Here is a 16,716-nt window from a genome sequence, read left to right as displayed (position 1 = left end):
GCAACCATGCAAACTCTCACTAACCGTACATGATCAAGCAGGTTATACCGCTCATCAAACGGGTGGCGTTTCGCCAGTGGATGGCGATTACCATCCTGATGCTGATCGTGGCCGGCAGCATGGGTTATGTGAATGGCCTCGGCCGTCTCGACAGAACCTTGTATGACCAGTTCATGCGGGCCGATTCGCGGCCGGCGCGCGACGACATCATCATCGTCGCCATCGACGATTACAGCATCGGCAAACTCGGCCGCTGGCCATGGGACCGCAGTCTGCACGCCAAGCTGCTGAACCGGATCATGCACGCCAACCCGCTGGCAATCGGGCTCGATGTCATCATGTCGGAAGCCGAGCAAGGACAGTCTCCCGGCCAGCGCGCAGACGACCGCGCGCTGGCCAAGGCGCTTGCCGCCAGCAAGCTGACAGTGTTGCCGATAGTCGTCTCCAGTGCCGGTCCCGGCCTCAAGGCTTTGCTGCCGACACCGGATTTCCTCGCTGCCGCCCGCAGCTTCGGCCATATCCACCTGGAACTCGATCCGGACGGCGTCGTGCGCAGTGTCTTCCTGCAGGAGGGCCAGGACGGCAAATGGTGGCCGCATTTTTCGGTAGCGCTGGCCGGTGTCGCCGGACAAAAAATTACCCGGGCAGACGGCGACCTGCCAGGTGCACGGGTAGGCAGCACGCCAGCCGACCCCGACCCGCACAAGGCGGACAGCTGGCAACGCGACTATCAAATCCAGATTCCGTTTGCCGGTAGCAGCGGCCACTTCCGATCGGTGCCTTATGCCTCGGTATTGCGCGGCGATGTTCCCGATCAGTTTTTCACCGGCAAATACGTGTTGATCGGCGCCACCGCGCTCGGCATGGCTGATACTTTTCCGACTCCGGTATCAGGTACCTCCGGCGTCATGCCGGGCATCGAAATCAATGCCAACATCCTGGCTGGCCTGCTGGATCACAAAACGATCAGCATCGCACGGCCTTTGCAGACTGCTCTGTTCAGCATCGTTCCGGTCCTGATCGCACTATCCAGCTACCTGCTGTGGACGCCGCGCATCTCCTTGCTGATCACGGTAAGCCTGATGCTGCTGACGATGGCGGTCAGCTATTGCCTGTTGACGCTGGGGCTCTGGATCGCCCCGACCGCCGCGTTGATTGCGCTGGCCATCGCCCATCCGATATGGAACTGGATCCGCCTCGAATCGGCGATTTCCTATCTTGGGCAAGAATTCATGCTACTTGACCAGGAACCGCATTTGCTGCCCGAGGTGAATACCGAACCGGCGCCGCAGCAGGTGGAAGATTTGCTTGAGCAACGCATCAATGCCATGCGCGTTGCCGCCCGCCGGGTGCGCGATTTGCGCCAGTTTATTTCCGACAGCGTAAATAGCCTGCCGGACGCCACCCTGATTACCACCGTCGATGGCCATGTGCTGGTGTCCAATCAATTTGCCCGGGACTACTTCGCCGCAGCCGGCATACGGAATATCGACGGTGCGCTATTGCCCTACCTGTTTTCCAACATGAGTACACCGCAGGCAAGCAATACCTCGAGCAGCCATGTCTTCAGCTGGTGGGACCTGATCGATCTCGAACACGTATCGACTCTGGCCAACGGCACCACGGTACAGGACCAGCAAGGGCGCGACCTGCTGATCAAAAGCGGCCCCTGCCATTCTGCCCATCAAGTCCTGACCGGCTGGATCGTCAGCATCGTCGACATCACCATTATCCGTGCCGCCGAGCGCAGCCGGGATGAAACCCTGCGCTTCCTGTCGCACGACATGCGCGCGCCGCAAGCCTCGATTCTGGCGTTGCTCGAATTACAGGGCAATCCTTCGTCGGCGCTGCCGCAAAAGGAATTTTTTGCCAGGATCGAGCAAGCCGCTCGCAAGACGCTGGGGCTGGCGGATAATTTTGTCCAGCTGGCGCGCGCCGAATCGTCCGAATACCGGCTCGAAGTGGTGGATTTCCAGGATGTGCTGTACGACGCCGTCGATGAAATGTGGAGTCTTGCCAACAATAAGAAAATCGAACTGATCACCGATATCGAAGGCCAGGAATTCCTGACCAATATCGATCGCTCGCTGATGGCGCGGGCGCTATGCAACCTGATTTCCAACGCTATCAGTTATAGCCTGCCGGATACCAGGATTACCTGCACCCTGCGCCTGAAGTACGTCAAACTGCTACCGCAGATTGTCTGCAGGATCAGCGACCGGGGTTTTGGCATTGCGCCGCACGACCAGGTCAAGTTATTCCAGCGCTACCAGCGTGTCAGCGCCCCCGGCCAGCCGCATACGGACGGCACCGGCCTCGGCCTGGTATTCGTAAAAACCGTGGTGGAACGCCATTTCGGTGAAATCACGCTGGAAAGCACTTTGGGCGAAGGCAGCACTTTCATTGTGACTTTACCGGCTCTCGCCAGCTAAGTTGCTACCAGACCACGATTAAGCCTCCACCAAGCCATGACCAAGCACCAATTGGCCATAGCCAGACTGGAATTTCTTCCCCGGCTACTAAGAGTATAATCCTGGGTTAACAATATTACGATTTTGCTATCCTCTCCTGCCAATTGCATCCATGCACCTGCTAACCGTCGGACTCAACCACACCACCGCGCCTGTTTCCTTGCGCGAGAAGGTGGCATTCCCGTCTGACCAGATCGGTCAGGCGGTGATGGCGGCGCGCGCCTGGTTTGGCGGCAGTAACGGGCCTAGCATGTCAGATGAAGCTGCCATTCTGTCAACCTGCAACCGCACCGAACTGTACGCGGCCGGCAATTTCCAGCACGGCGGCGCTGATGCTATCGATGCTTCGATTGACTCCACCGCGCATTTTCTAGCGCATTACCACCAGTTGCCCTACGCTGACTTGCGGCCGCATTTGTACACCTTGCCGCAAGACAATGCAGTGCGCCATGCTTTTCGGGTGGCTTCAGGACTCGATTCTATGGTGCTGGGCGAAGCGCAGATCCTTGGCCAGATGAAGGATGCGGTGCGCCATGCGGAAGCTGCAGGCGGACTCGGCACTTATTTGCACCAATTGTTCCAGCGTACCTTTGCGGTTGCCAAGGAAGTGCGCAGCACTACTGAAATCGGCGCCCATAGCGTCTCCATGGCAGCCGCTGCGGTGCGTATGTCGGAACGCATTTTCGATACTGTCGCCGGGCAGCATGTCTTATTTATCGGCGCCGGCGAAATGATCGAGTTATGCGCCACCCACTTTGCCGCGCAAAATCCGAAATCCCTGACAGTGGCCAATCGCACCCTGGAACGCGCTGAATTGCTGGCGCACCGTTTCGACGGCAAGGCGATCCGGCTGGCTGATCTGCCGACCCAACTGGGTAATTTCGACATCATCGTTTCGTGCACCGCGTCGAGCTTGCCGATTATCGGCCTTGGCATGGTCGAACGCGCCGTCAAGGCACGGCGTCACAAACCGATGTTCATGCTGGATCTGGCGGTGCCGCGCGATATCGAGACGGAAATCGGCCGCCTCGACGATATTTTCCTGTACACAGTCGACGATCTCGGTTCGATCGTGCAAACCGGCATGGAAAATCGCCAGGCCGCGGTGGCGCAGGCAGAAGCCATCATCGAGACCCGCGTGCAGTCATTCATGCACTGGGTCGACAACCGGGCGGTGGTGCCGGTGATCCAGGACCTGCAGGAATCGAGCGAAGCCATGCGCCGGCTGGAGCTGGAACGGGCTCGCAAGATGCTGGCCAAGGGTGAAGATATCGAAGTCGTCCTGGAAGCTCTCTCCAAAGGCCTGACCGCCAAATTCATGCACGGCCCGCAACAGGCTTTGCACAATGCACAGGGCGATGAACGCGCGCGCCTGGCTGCACTGCTGCCGCAACTGTTCCGCACTAAACGTTAGCGCACCTGCGCTATAGCCGCACGGCCGTGTTTCATCGCAGGCCCTGCGCGTGACGTTGTTTTGTTCTCTCCCTTTGATTCACCCGCCCTGACTGAAACCCGCCATGAAGCCATCAATGCTCGCCAAGCTCGATCAACTTGCCAATCGCCTGGTCGAAGTCAACGACTTGCTGATGCAGGAGGACGCCACCGCCAGCATGGATAGCTATCGCAAGCTGACGCGCGAGCATGCAGAACTGGGGCCCTTGGTGGCGCTATACCAGTCTTATCTGCAAGCCGCCGCCGACATCGAAGCGGCGCAGGAAATGCAATCCGATCCCGACATGAAGGAATTCGCCCAGGATGAGATCCAGGCGGCGAAAGCGCGGATGGAGCAATTGCAGGGCGATCTGCAAAAAATGCTGTTGCCCAAAGATCCTAACGACGAGCGCAATATTTTCCTGGAAATCCGGGCCGGCACCGGTGGTGACGAGTCGGCATTGTTCGCCGGCGACCTGCTGCGGATGTACACTCGTTTCGCCGAGCGCAACCGCTGGCAAGTGGAAATGGTGTCGGAATCGGCATCGGAAATCGGCGGCTATAAAGAAGTCATCGTGCGCGTCATCGGTTTTGGCGCGTACTCCAAGCTCAAGTTCGAATCCGGCGGCCATCGCGTGCAACGGGTGCCCGCCACGGAAACCCAGGGCCGTATCCATACTTCGGCGTGCACCGTGGCCATCATGCCGGAGGCGGATGAAGTCGGCGATGTCGACATCAATCCTGCCGATATCCGCATCGATACCTACCGCGCCTCGGGCGCCGGCGGCCAGCACATCAACAAGACCGATTCTGCCGTGCGTATCACCCACATGCCGACCGGTATCGTGGTTGAATGCCAGGACGACCGCAGCCAGCACAAGAACAAGGCATCCGCCCTGAAAGTGCTGGCGGCCCGTATCAAGGACGGTCAACTGCGCGCGCAGCAATCGAAAGAAGCCGCCACCCGCAAATCGCTGATCGGCTCGGGTGACCGCAGTGAACGGATTCGCACTTACAATTTCCCGCAGGGGCGGATGACAGACCATCGCATCAACCTGACCTTGTACAAGCTCGATTTCATCATGGACGGCGACCTGGAAGAGCTGACCAATGCGTTGGCCGCAGAGCACCAGGCTGATTTGCTGGCAGCGCTGGGCGACGCGATCTGATAATAAGATAGAATTCAGGCCAGTTAATTCAGGCGTGGGCGCAGGTGCCCGCCCCGTCCACCCGGTCCACCCTACGACTCAATTTCATAACCCAAAAATGAAAACATCCAAATCCATTTTGCTTGCAGTTGCCTTCATCGCTCTGGCCGTCCTGGCTGCCGCACTGTATCTGCAGCACTTCCAGGATATGCAGCCGTGTCCGCTGTGCGTGATCCAGCGCTACGCATTCGCGGCGATTGCGCTGATTTGCCTGATCTGTGCCAGCTTGCCAAGCGGCGCTCAAAAAGCCGGGGCCGGACTAGGCATTCTGGCGGGACTGGGCGGAGCCGGCACTGCCATCTGGCATCTGTGGATCATCGCCCACCCAGCGACTTCATGCGGCCGGGATGCGCTGGAAGCACCGATGAATGCGCTGCCGCCTGCCACCTTGCTGCCATCCGTGTTCAAGGTTGACGCTTACGCGCTCTGTTCGACCCCGTATGACCCGATCCTCGGCCTGTCGATACCGCAATGGTCGCTGGTGTGGTCTGTGGTGCTGGTCGTGATCCTGGTTGCCACGCTGTTCAAGCGCAACGGTAGCGGTAATGGCCGCTATTAACACCCGCCAACACTGGTCGCGAATATTTTAATGCCTGGAATTTCCGACACTTTTGCGATACCAGCCGGCAGCAGCATTGCCGCGGTATTGAAGCAGGCGCCGCTGGATCCGCTGGAGAACCGCATTCTGCTGATGCATGTGCTGGGATTGACGCGGATACAGTTGATTACCCAGGACGAACGGGTTATCGATGCACAGCAAGCACAACAACTTTCAACATTGTTTCAACGGCGCCTGCTGGGTGAGCCGATTGCCTATATCGTCGGCCAACGCGAATTTTACGGATTGCAGCTCGAAGTCACGCCGGATGTCTTGATCCCGCGCCCCGAGACTGAACTGCTGGTCGATCTGGCGTTACAACATCTGCCCGCTACCGATACCGGGAACACGCCGAGCGTGCTTGATCTCGGCACCGGTTCGGGCGCCATCGCGATTGCCATTTCGCACAGCTGCCCGGAGCTGAAGGTAACGGCGTTGGATGTCAGTGCCGCTGCATTGGCTGTGGCCGGCCGCAATGCGACGCGCCATCTGACGCCAGACCCAAACCGGCTACAGCTTTTGCAAAGCAACTGGTATAGCGCGTTAGCGGATCAGCAGTTCGATGTGATCGTTGCCAATCCACCGTATATCGTTGCCGGCGACAGTCATCTCACCCAAGGCGACTTGCGCTTCGAACCGCAGGATGCGCTGACCGATCACGCGGATGGCCTGAGCGCGCTACGCAGCATTATCGACGGCGCCGGCCGCTACCTGAAAAATGGTGGCTGGTTATTGATGGAGCACGGCTACGATCAAGCCTCGGCAGTACGCGCGTTGTTGCAAGCGCAGCAGTTCGATGCGGTACAAAGCTGGACGGACATTGCGGCTATCGAACGCGTCAGCGGCGGTAGATATAAAGCACAGTAGATTATTAGAAAACAAAAAAGCGCGGCATGCCGCGCTTTTTCACATTCTTGCAGAATCGCAATCCTTCAATTCGTCAATCCATCAATCCATCAATCCTTCTTCTCACCCCAGATTGCCGGGTACACAACACCCGCAATGAGTGCGCCAACCAGCGGTGCCAGCCAAAACAGCCACAGCTGCTGCAACGCCCAACCACCGACAAACAGTGCCTGGCTGGTGCTGCGCGCCGGATTCACCGAAGTATTCGTGACCGGGATGCTGATCAAGTGAATCAAGGTCAGGCACAGGCCGATTGCGATCGGCGCAAAACCCGCCGGTGCGCGCTTGTCTGTTGCGCCCAGAATCACGATCAGGAACATAAAGGTCATTACCACTTCAGAGATCAACGCCGCAGTCATCGAAAACTGGCCGGGTGAATGTTCACCATAACCATTTGCCGCAAAACCGCCGATATCCGCGCCCGGCTTGCCGGTAGCGATCAAATATAAGATGCCCGCCGCAACGATGCCGCCGACCACCTGCGCTACCCAGTAAGGCAAGATCTCGTTTTTCGGGAAACGACCAGCGGTAGCCAATCCAAGCGTCACTGCAGGGTTCAGATGGCAGCCGGAAATATGGCCAATGGCAAATGCCATCGTCAACACTGTCAAACCGAAAGCCAGTGCCACACCATGGAAGCCGATGCCGAGGCCCGGAAATCCCGCTGCCAGCACGGCGCTGCCGCAACCACCAAGAACCAGCCAGAATGTGCCGAGAGCTTCCGCCCCCAGACGTTTAGAAAGATGCATATTCGACTCCTGAAGAAATACTACTGTGTGATGTACCTTAATGAGCGACAAGCCTTGGATCTTTGCCCTGTCGCATGCGGCCACAAGCATATTTGCTGATTCATCGACAAACAAGAATAATAATTATCATTTAACAATATTTTTCATTTGCAACTCATCTTCATCCATTCTTCACAGACTAGCCCGACAGTTGACTATCCGGCATGACGCAAATAATACCATCGGGAAATACTCTATGGTGACATAACGACATTGCTGCCATTCAGTCAACGGCGAATCAGTTACCTACTCAGTTGCCCACTCAGTTACCAAATTTCCGGCGGATTTCTTTTCTGACTGTCAAGACTGGCGGAATTATCTGGATTGCGTATCATCCAACGCTTGATTTTCATTCTTAAGACTCCTCATGCTGCCTTCGATCGAACAACGTCTCGCCCTTGAACTTGCCGCCAAACCGGCGCAAGTCGCCGCTGCCGTCGCCCTTCTGGACGAAGGCGCCACCGTGCCTTTCATTGCCCGTTACCGCAAGGAAGCCACTGGCGGCCTGGACGATATCCAATTGCGCTTGCTGGAAGAGCGCCTGCGTTACCTGCGTGAGCTGGAAGTGCGCCGCGGCGCGATCCTGGCCTCGATTGAGGAACAGGGCAAAATGACCCCGGCACTGCTGCAGGCAATCAGCCTGGCGGAAGACAAGACCCGGCTCGAAGACTTGTACCTGCCGTACAAACTCAAACGCCGCACCAAGGCGCAAATCGCCGCAGAAGCCGGTTTGACCGAATTGGCGGATGCACTGCTTGCCAATCCCGATCTGAATCCAGAGCAAGAAGCTGACAAATACCTGAAGCCGGCATTCAGCACCGACAACGGCGACAATCCTGGCGTAGCCGATGCCAAGGCGGCACTCGACGGCGCCCGCCAAATCCTGATGGAGCGTTTTTCGGAGGATGCCTCGCTGCTGCAGGCGCTGCGCGAATATCTGACCGAACACGGGGTAGTCGAATCGAAAGTGGTGGAAGGCAAGCAGGATGCAGGCGAAAAATTCGCCGACTACTTCGACTATTCGGAAACCATCGGCACCATTCCATCGCATCGTGCGCTGGCGCTGTTCCGTGGCCGCCGCGAAGAAATCCTGAATGTCGTGCTGCGTCTCGATACCGAGGAAGAAAAGCCGAAATGGGATGCCCCCCATAATCCATGCGAAGGCCGCATCGCCGCCCGTTTCGGCATCAGCAACAAGAGCCGCAGCGCCGACAAATGGCTGAGCGACACGGTCCGCTGGAGCTGGCGCGTCAAGGTTTTCATGCATCTGGAAACCGAGTTGATGACGAAGCTGCGCGAAAAAGCCGAAGTCGAGGCGATCAACGTTTTTGCACTCAACCTGAAAGCGTTGCTGCTGGCAGCGCCAGCCGGACCACGCGCCACCATGGGGCTCGACCCCGGCCTGCGCACCGGCGTCAAGGTGGCGGTAATCGATGCCACCGGCAAGGTAGTCGACACCACTGCAATCTATCCGCATCAGCCGCGCAATGACTGGGATGGCTCGTTGCATACGCTGGCGCAGCTGGCGGAAAAGCACAAGGTATCGCTGATTTCGATCGGCAACGGCACCGCTTCGCGCGAGACCGACAAGCTGGCGCAAGACCTGATCAAGCTGCGGCCGGAATTGAAGCTGACCAAGATCGTGGTGTCGGAAGCCGGCGCTTCGGTCTACTCGGCCTCCGAGTTCGCTTCCCGTGAATTGCCGGACATGGATGTCTCGTTGCGCGGTGCCGTGTCGATCGCGCGCCGCCTGCAGGATCCGCTGGCGGAACTGGTCAAGATCGATCCGAAATCGATCGGCGTCGGCCAGTATCAGCATGACGTCGGCCAGACCCAGCTGGCGCGATCGCTGGATGCGGTGGTGGAAGATTGCGTGAATGCGGTCGGGGTTGATGTCAATACGGCATCGGCACCGCTGCTGGCGCGTGTCTCCGGGCTGAACGCCAGCGTCGCCCAGAGCATCGTCACGTATCGTGACATGAAGGGCATGTTCGGCTCGCGTGCAGCGCTGCGCGACGTGCCGCGCCTGGGCGATAAAACGTTCGAACAGGCCGCCGGATTCTTGCGCATCATGAATAGCGACAATCCATTGGACGGCTCGGCGGTCCATCCGGAATCCTACCCGCTGGTGGAAAAAATCCTGGCCGACATCAAGAAGGACGTCAAGGGCGTGATCGGCGACAGCAAACTGCTGACGTCGCTCAACCCGGCCAAATATGCCGATGACAAATTCGGTGTGCCGACCATCGCCGACATTCTCAAGGAGCTGGAAAAACCGGGCCGCGATCCGCGTCCGGAATTCACCACTGCCACCTTCAAGGATGGCGTCGAAGAAATTCGCGATCTGCGGCCTGACATGATTCTGGAAGGCGTAGTCACCAATGTGGCGGCGTTTGGCGCATTTGTCGATATCGGCGTGCATCAGGATGGCCTGGTGCATATTTCCGCGCTCTCCAATACCTTCGTCAAGGATCCGCACAGCGTCGTCAAAGCCGGCCAGGTGGTGAAAGTCAAAGTGCTGGAAGTCGACGAAAAGCGCAAGCGTATCGCGCTAACCATGCGCTTGACCGATAACGCGCCGGTTGCCGGCGCCAAGCCGGAGCAACGTGCAGACCGCAATGACGCCAAACGCATGTCGCAGCAACGGCAGGCAGCACCAGCACCGGCAAATGGCGCCATGGCAGCGGCTTTTGCAAAGTTGAAGGGATAGCAATATCGCTGCGATCGAACGGCTTCGTTCCACGCCAAGGCGGGGCCGGAGCCGTTCCGTAGCGCTGCTGTAAAGTCAGGCAAGGGCCAATTTGATATCGACAGGCCCGAATCACGGCTGTCATCGTATAATCACGGCACAATCGATTTCCAACAGGTTTTATTTTGTCAGCCGCTCCCAACACTTCATCCTCACAATTCATGATGTCCCCGATCGCGGCCGATATGGAAGCGGTCAATGCGGTGATTCGCCGGCAATTGCATTCCGAAGTGCCGCTGGTGAACCAGATTGCTGAATACATCATCAGCGCCGGCGGTAAACGCCTGCGCCCGGTGCTGGTCTTGCTGATGGCTCAGGCTTACGGCTATAGCGGCGACAAGCACCACGAATTGGCAGCGGTGATCGAATTCATTCACACCGCCACCCTGTTGCACGACGACGTGGTCGATGAATCGTCCTTACGGCGCGGACGCCAGACCGCCAATGCGCTGTTCGGCAACGCCGCCTCGGTGCTGGTTGGCGACTTCCTGTATTCACGCGCCTTTCAGATGATGGTAGCGGTCGATAATGCGCGTGTAATGCAGATCGTCGCTGACGCCACCAACGTTATAGCTGAAGGCGAAGTGCTGCAATTGCTGAACATGCACAATCCGGATGTCTCGGAAGAAAACTACCTGCAGGTGATTCGCTCCAAGACCGCCAAGTTGTTTGAGGCGGCGGCTCAGCTCGGCGTCTTGATCGCCGGCGCCGGCGACGATGTAATTGAAGCCGCGGGCGAATACGGCCGCTCGCTTGGCACCGCTTTCCAGCTGATCGACGACGTCCTGGATTATTCCGGCAACGCCAGCGATATCGGCAAGAATGTCGGCGACGACCTGCGCGAAGGCAAGCCAACCTTGCCTCTGATTTACCTGATGGAAAATGGTACTCCTGAGCAACGGGAACTAGTGCGCAGTTGCATCGAAAATGGCGACGAGCAGCATTTCAATGAAATCCTGGCAGCCATTACCACTTCAGGCGCATTGGACTACACGCGGCGCGAAGCCGAAAAAGCCTCGCAGCGGGCGGCGGCAGCGATCTCGGGGTTGCCAAATAGTCAGTTCAAAGATTCTTTGCTACAATTATCTGTGTTCGCTGTGGACCGGAATCACTGAGAATTCCGCAAGGGGACTGTCGATTGGCAGCCCAAAAACCTGTTCAATGAATTGAACAGCTAGATCGGGGTGTAGCTTAGCCTGGTAGAGCGCTACGTTCGGGACGTAGAGGCCGGAGGTTCGAATCCTCTCACCCCGACCAGCCGACACATTGGCTGGTTAACCTTTTTAACCTTTCATCTTACGGTGACCCTTTGGATGCCGTGCCCATATGGGTGCAGATTCTTGCACTAGTTGTACTTATCTTCCTGTCGGCTTTTTTTGCAATGGCGGAAACCGCTCTGGTGGCCGCCAACAAGCATCGCCTGCGCCATCTGGCCAAGCGCGGCAGCAAGGCAGCCACTACCACGCTGTGGCTGCTCGAACGCACCGATAAACTGCTGTCGCTGATCCTGATCGTCAATACTTTGGTCAACGCCCTCGCTACGGCGCTGGTGACAGCGATTGCCATTACGACGTTCGGCAATCACCAGAAAGTGATCACCGTCGCCACTGCGGCGGTTGCCTTCCTCCTGATCGTATTTGCCGAAATTACACCGAAGGTCATAGGTGCGACCTATCCCGAGCGCATTGCCTTGCCGACCAGCTTCATACTCAAACCATTGATGGCGCTGGCCAAGCCATTGATCTGGTTCGTCAATCTGTTCGTATCGGCGATCCTGAAGATCCTGCATATCAAAACCGGCAAAAATGCGCAAGAACAGCGAGTGTCGCCGGAAGAGCTGCGCTCCATCGTGCTGGAAGGCGGCAATTTCATGCCGCAAAAACACAAGAGCATTTTGCTTAATTTGTTCGACCTGGAAAAAATCTCGGTGGAAGATGTCATGACGCCTAGGGCGCAAGTTGAAGCGTTGAATTTGTCCGCTTCGGTGGACGATATCAAACACCAGTTAACCACTTGCTATCACAACAAATTGCCGGTATATGAAGGCGAAATCAACCAGATCGTCGGTATTTTGCATGTGCGCAAGGCAATGGCATTGTTGAATCAGGAAGAAGAACTGACGGTCGAACATTTTCGCCAGCTGCTCACCACGCCATACTTCGTGCCGGAAGACACCGACGTTTTCACGCAGCTGCAATATTTCCAGGAAAACCACGAGCGCCTGGGCATCATCGTCGACGAGTATGGCGAAGTACAGGGACTGGTGACCCTGGAAGACATCATTGAAGAAATGATTGGCGAATTCACCACCTCCAAGCCGGGCGCCGCGCGCGCCGACAGTTTTTCCTGGAATCCGCAAGGCCAATGCCTGCTCGAGGGTGCAACTACCCTGCGGGATATCAACAAACGCCTTGGTTTGAATTTCCCGCTCGATGGTCCCAAGACCTTAAACGGCCTGTTACTGGAATGGCTACAGGACATTCCCGACAATAACGTCAGCCTGAAAATTGCCGGATGCATCATAGAAATCGTACAAGTGCAAAACCAGGCGATCAAGGTTGCCAAATTGATGCGACCGAATAAACTACAAGAACACTAAAAACACTGCCCAACGGCAACTTTTACGACACATTTCTTCACAAATCCTTTACAAGTGAGTTTCCCGTAGGGCATCATTGGTCGGTTCGAATGGTTCGGCACATCTTTTGGTATTGACCCCCTTATGGCAGCAGTATTTCCGAATTCCAGTTCCACCAATCCGATATCAGGATTGGCGCGCGCGTTGCTGCAAGCCGGACGTCTTTCGGCGCCACAGATCGAGTCGCTGCACAAGAAATCGAGTGACAGCCAAACACCGTTTATTGCCGCCTTGCTGGAAAGCGGCCATCTTGATGCGCGTTCGCTCGCCCTGTTTTGCGCCGAGACCTTTGGCTATCCGCAGCTGGACCTGAGCGTGCTCAATTTGAGCACGCTGCCGGAAAAAGCCATCGACGCCAAACTGATGGAAAGCCATACGGTGCTGGCGCTGGCGAAACGCGGTAACAAAATCTACGTTGCACTGTCAGACCCGACCAATGTCCAGGCGCTGGACCAGATCAAGTTTCAAACCGAGCTGACGGTTGAACCTATCATCGTCGAGCATCCGATCCTGCTCAAGCATATTCAGAAACTAGCCAAATCGGCCGAGCAAAGCCTGAATGAGATGGTGGGCGACGAGCAGGAGATCAATTTCGTCGAAGAAGACGCGGCAGCTGTGGCGGACGCGGCAGCCACGGATATTGACGATGCGCCGGTAGTCCGTTTCTTGCAAAAGATCCTGACCGACGCCATCAACCAAGGTGCATCCGACTTGCACTTCGAGCCTTTCGAAAAATTCTACCGCATCCGTTTCCGGGTCGATGGCGTATTGCGCGACATGGCGCAGCCGCCGCTGTCGATCAAGGACAAACTGGTATCCCGCATCAAGGTCATCTCCAAGCTGGATATTTCCGAAAAGCGGGTGCCGCAAGACGGCCGCATGCGCCTGATCGTTTCCAAAACCCGCGCGATCGATTTCCGGGTCAGCACATTGCCGACCCTGTTCGGCGAAAAAGTCGTAATGCGTATCCTGGATCCGAGCCAGGCCCAGATGGGGATTGACGCGCTGGGTTACGATCCGGATCAAAAAGCCATTTTGATGGACGCCATTCAGCGTCCGTACGGGATGGTGCTGGTGACCGGCCCGACCGGTTCCGGTAAAACCGTATCGCTGTATACCTGCCTGAACATCCTGAACCAGCCAGGCATCAACATCTCCACCGCTGAAGACCCTGCCGAAATCAATTTGCCGGGGGTCAATCAGGTCAATATCAACGACCGCGCCGGCCTGACTTTTCCGGTGGCGCTGAAAGCTTTCCTGCGGCAGGATCCCGACATCATCATGGTGGGTGAAATCCGCGACCTGGAAACTGCCGACATATCGATCAAAGCAGCGCAAACCGGTCACATGGTGTTTTCCACGCTGCATACCAACGATGCGCCATCGACCCTGACCCGCTTGATGAATATGGGTGTGCCCGCGTTCAATATCGCCTCGTCGGTGATCCTGATCACGGCGCAACGGCTGGCGCGTCGCCTGTGCAGTTGCAAACAGCCGATTACTGTACAGGAAGAAGCCTTGCTCGAAGCCGGATTCACCGAAGATGACATCGACGGTACCTGGATGCCTTACAAGGCGGTTGGCTGCGAGCGCTGCAACGGCACCGGTTACAAGGGACGCGTCGGTATCTATCAAATCATGCCGATTACAGAAGAAATAGAACGCATTATCCTGGCGCACGGTACGGCGCTGGAAATCGAAGCACAGGCGATGCGTGAAGGTGTCAAAACCTTGCGGTTGTCGGGATTAGTAAAAGTTAAACAAGGGCTGACCAGCCTCGAAGAAGTGCTTGGCTGCACCAATATCTAATTAGGGGAATAGTTCATGGCAACTGCTGCACGCAGCGTCGCAAGCTCACGTCAGGTCAAGGAGTGGGTGTATCTTTGGGAGGGCAAAGATAAAAAGGGCAAGGTAATTCGAGGTGAATTGCGCGCAGGCAGCGAGACCGTGGTCAACGTCACCATGCGCCGCCAGGGAATCCTGGTCACCAAAGTTAAAAAGAAGACCTTCCGTAGCGGGAAGAAAATTTCCGACAAGGATATTTCCCTGTTTACGCGCCAACTGGCTACCATGATGAAGGCGGGCGTTCCGCTGCTGCAGTCTTTCGATATCGTCGCCAAGGGTCACGCCAATCCGTCAGTATCGAAACTGGTCAATGATATTCGGGGTGATGTTGAAACCGGTACCAGCCTGAGTCAGGCATTTCGCAAGTTTCCACTTTATTTCGACCCGCTTTTCTGCAATCTGGTCGGCGCTGGCGAGCAAGCCGGTATTCTTGAAGATTTGCTGGAACGGCTGGCAATCTATAAAGAAAAAACCCTTGCCATCAAAGGCAAGATCAAATCAGCCATGTTTTATCCGGTCTCTATCCTGGCGGTGGCCTTTATTGTCACCGCAGTCATCATGATCTGGGTAGTACCGGCGTTCAAACAAGTATTCTCCAGCTTCGGCGCCGACTTACCGGCACCGACCCTGTTCGTAATGGCAATCTCGGATTTCATGGTGTCTAACTGGTACATCATCTTCCCTACCATATTTGCCGGCCTGTACCTGTTCTTCCAATCCTGGAGACGCTCGCTAAAAGTACAGCGCTTCATGGACCAACTGCTGCTAAAAGCGCCGATTTTCGGTTCGGTGATACGTAAAGCCACCATTGCACGCTGGACCCGCACACTGGCAACCATGTTTGCCGCCGGCGTGCCATTGGTCGAGTCGCTAGACTCAGTAGGCGGCGCATCCGGCAACGCGGTTTATCTCGATGCAACCAAGAAAATCCAAAGCGAAGTCAGCACCGGCACCAGTTTGACGACCGCCATGGAAAATGCCAATGTGTTCCCGAACATGGTGACGCAGATGGTCTCGATCGGCGAAGAGTCCGGCTCGCTGGATAACATGCTGGGTAAAGTTGCCGATTTTTATGAAGCCGAAGTCGACGATGCGGTAGCATCCTTGTCCAGCCTGATGGAACCGCTGATCATGGTCATCCTTGGCGTACTGATCGGTGGCCTGGTGATCGCCATGTATCTGCCAATTTTCAAACTGGGTTCGGTGGTCTGATGCAAGATGGTATTTTTTTCCTGGCGGCGGGAAGCCTGCTTCCCACCGCACTGGCAGCTGTTTTTGGATTGTTGATCGGCAGTTTTCTGAATGTAGTGATTCATAGATTGCCGATCATGATGCAGCGTGAATCGGACAATTATGTCGCCCACGAAAGCGGCAAACCGCTGCCGCATACCGAGCGTTACAACCTGGTAGTGCCGCGTTCGGCCTGCCCGCAATGCAAACGTCAGATCGGCGCGCTGGAGAATGTGCCGGTACTGAGTTACCTGGCGTTACGTGGCAAATGCGCCGGCTGCAAAACGCCAATCTCGATTCGCTATCCGCTGGTCGAAGCATTGACCGGCGGCCTGTCGGCGCTGCTGATCTGGCACTTCGGCAGCGGTTGGGTCGGCCTGGCGACCTTGGTGTTTGTCTATCTGCTGATCGCGATGACATTTATCGATGCTGATACGCAGTTGCTGCCAGACGACCTGACTCTGCCTTTGTTATGGATCGGCCTGCTGCTTAACCTGTCCGGCCTGTTCGTGCCGTTGCAGGACGCGGTGATTGGCGCTGCTGCCGGCTATCTGAGCCTGTGGGCGATTTACTGGGCGTTCAAACTGCTGACCGGTAAAGAGGGCATGGGATACGGCGACTTCAAGTTGCTGGCCGCGCTTGGCGCCTGGCTGGGTTGGAAAACGCTCCCCATCATTATCCTGTTTTCATCATTGGTAGGCGCTGCAGTCGGCATTGCCCTCATCGTTTTTACCCACCACGGACGCGACAAACCGATCCCTTTCGGCCCCTATCTGGCTGCCGCCGGCTTGCTCGCCTTGTTTTATGGCCGGACAATTCTGGAAACTTATTTCGGTTTTACTACCTAACATC

The 16,716-nt window shown here is 56.6% G+C and carries 12 protein-coding genes and 1 tRNA gene; 12 read left to right on the top strand and 1 reads right to left on the bottom strand.

All coding sequences use genetic code 11. The annotated features are described in order from the left end of the window. Nucleotides 1-29: 29 nt before the first annotated feature. The 5 genes from BM205_RS13350 (at nucleotide 30) to prmC (ending at nucleotide 6,575) form a co-directional block, all read left to right on the top strand. On the top strand, nucleotides 30-2,432 hold the full coding sequence (locus tag BM205_RS13350; protein ID WP_092415208.1) for a CHASE2 domain-containing protein: 2,403 nt from the start codon (nucleotides 30-32) through the stop codon (nucleotides 2,430-2,432). Between the two features lie 151 nt (nucleotides 2,433-2,583). After that, nucleotides 2,584-3,885, top strand: a complete 1,302-nt coding sequence (hemA, locus tag BM205_RS13345; RefSeq protein ID WP_092415206.1) for a glutamyl-tRNA reductase — start codon at nucleotides 2,584-2,586, stop codon at nucleotides 3,883-3,885. Between the two features lie 103 nt (nucleotides 3,886-3,988). Further along, nucleotides 3,989-5,071 carry a peptide chain release factor 1 gene (prfA, locus tag BM205_RS13340; protein WP_092415204.1) on the top strand — a complete coding sequence of 361 codons (1,083 nt, stop codon included), beginning with the start codon at nucleotides 3,989-3,991 and terminating at the stop codon, nucleotides 5,069-5,071. Nucleotides 5,072-5,168: 97 nt separating this feature from the next. Then, nucleotides 5,169-5,669: a disulfide bond formation protein B gene (locus BM205_RS13335; protein WP_092415202.1), complete on the top strand. Its 501-nt coding sequence runs from the start codon at nucleotides 5,169-5,171 to the stop codon at nucleotides 5,667-5,669. 30 nt (nucleotides 5,670-5,699) lie between these two features. Next, a complete protein-coding gene (prmC, locus tag BM205_RS13330) occupies nucleotides 5,700-6,575 on the top strand; it encodes a peptide chain release factor N(5)-glutamine methyltransferase (protein ID WP_092415200.1) in 876 nt (291 codons plus the stop codon). An 89-nt stretch (nucleotides 6,576-6,664) separates the two neighbouring features. Here prmC and aqpZ read toward each other — a convergent pair whose 3' ends face one another. Next, a complete protein-coding gene (gene aqpZ / locus BM205_RS13325) occupies nucleotides 6,665-7,363 on the bottom strand; it encodes an aquaporin Z (RefSeq protein WP_092415198.1) in 699 nt (232 codons plus the stop codon). A 406-nt stretch (nucleotides 7,364-7,769) separates the two neighbouring features. On the opposite strand from aqpZ, the gene BM205_RS13320 reads away from it, so the two are divergent. From BM205_RS13320 to BM205_RS13290, 7 genes are all read left to right on the top strand, one after another. Continuing rightward, nucleotides 7,770-10,112: a Tex family protein gene (locus BM205_RS13320; RefSeq protein ID WP_092415196.1), complete on the top strand. Its 2,343-nt coding sequence runs from the start codon at nucleotides 7,770-7,772 to the stop codon at nucleotides 10,110-10,112. A gap of 203 nt (nucleotides 10,113-10,315) precedes the next feature. Next, on the top strand, nucleotides 10,316-11,266 hold the full coding sequence (ispB, locus tag BM205_RS13315) for an octaprenyl diphosphate synthase (RefSeq protein ID WP_092415460.1): 951 nt from the start codon (nucleotides 10,316-10,318) through the stop codon (nucleotides 11,264-11,266). 65 nt (nucleotides 11,267-11,331) lie between these two features. After that, nucleotides 11,332-11,408: transfer RNA gene (locus BM205_RS13310), tRNA-Pro, on the top strand. 52 nt (nucleotides 11,409-11,460) lie between these two features. After that, on the top strand, nucleotides 11,461-12,750 hold the full coding sequence (locus BM205_RS13305; RefSeq protein ID WP_092415194.1) for an HlyC/CorC family transporter: 1,290 nt from the start codon (nucleotides 11,461-11,463) through the stop codon (nucleotides 12,748-12,750). Nucleotides 12,751-12,873: 123 nt separating this feature from the next. After that, the gene (gene pilB, locus BM205_RS13300) at nucleotides 12,874-14,598 is read left to right on the top strand and encodes a type IV-A pilus assembly ATPase PilB (RefSeq protein WP_092415192.1); all 1,725 of its coding nucleotides are present in this window, start codon (nucleotides 12,874-12,876) and stop codon (nucleotides 14,596-14,598) included. A gap of 15 nt (nucleotides 14,599-14,613) precedes the next feature. Continuing rightward, nucleotides 14,614-15,846: a type II secretion system F family protein gene (locus BM205_RS13295; protein WP_092415190.1), complete on the top strand. Its 1,233-nt coding sequence runs from the start codon at nucleotides 14,614-14,616 to the stop codon at nucleotides 15,844-15,846. Next, entirely contained in the window at nucleotides 15,846-16,712 is an 867-nt protein-coding gene (locus tag BM205_RS13290) for a prepilin peptidase (RefSeq protein ID WP_092415189.1), read from the top strand. The genes BM205_RS13295 and BM205_RS13290 overlap by 1 nt, the downstream gene beginning before the upstream one ends. Nucleotides 16,713-16,716: the final 4 nt, after the last annotated feature.

Source organism: Collimonas sp. OK307 (assembly GCF_900113705.1).
In the GTDB taxonomy this organism is placed as follows: domain Bacteria; phylum Pseudomonadota; class Gammaproteobacteria; order Burkholderiales; family Burkholderiaceae_D; genus Collimonas.
The sequence above is the reverse complement of the archived record's forward strand: the minus strand, read 5'-3'. Positions and strand labels throughout refer to the sequence as shown.

Coding starts and splice junctions, on each gene's coding strand:
- BM205_RS13350 (WP_092415208.1), top strand. CDS start 30: ATGATCAAGCAGGTTATACCGCTCATCAAACGGGTGGCGTTTCGCCAG.
- hemA (WP_092415206.1), top strand. CDS start 2,584: ATGCACCTGCTAACCGTCGGACTCAACCACACCACCGCGCCTGTTTCC.
- prfA (WP_092415204.1), top strand. CDS start 3,989: ATGAAGCCATCAATGCTCGCCAAGCTCGATCAACTTGCCAATCGCCTG.
- BM205_RS13335 (WP_092415202.1), top strand. CDS start 5,169: ATGAAAACATCCAAATCCATTTTGCTTGCAGTTGCCTTCATCGCTCTG.
- prmC (WP_092415200.1), top strand. CDS start 5,700: ATGCCTGGAATTTCCGACACTTTTGCGATACCAGCCGGCAGCAGCATT.
- aqpZ (WP_092415198.1), bottom strand. CDS start 7,363: ATGCATCTTTCTAAACGTCTGGGGGCGGAAGCTCTCGGCACATTCTGG.
- BM205_RS13320 (WP_092415196.1), top strand. CDS start 7,770: ATGCTGCCTTCGATCGAACAACGTCTCGCCCTTGAACTTGCCGCCAAA.
- ispB (WP_092415460.1), top strand. CDS start 10,316: ATGTCCCCGATCGCGGCCGATATGGAAGCGGTCAATGCGGTGATTCGC.
- pilB (WP_092415192.1), top strand. CDS start 12,874: ATGGCAGCAGTATTTCCGAATTCCAGTTCCACCAATCCGATATCAGGA.
- BM205_RS13295 (WP_092415190.1), top strand. CDS start 14,614: ATGGCAACTGCTGCACGCAGCGTCGCAAGCTCACGTCAGGTCAAGGAG.
- BM205_RS13290 (WP_092415189.1), top strand. CDS start 15,846: ATGCAAGATGGTATTTTTTTCCTGGCGGCGGGAAGCCTGCTTCCCACC.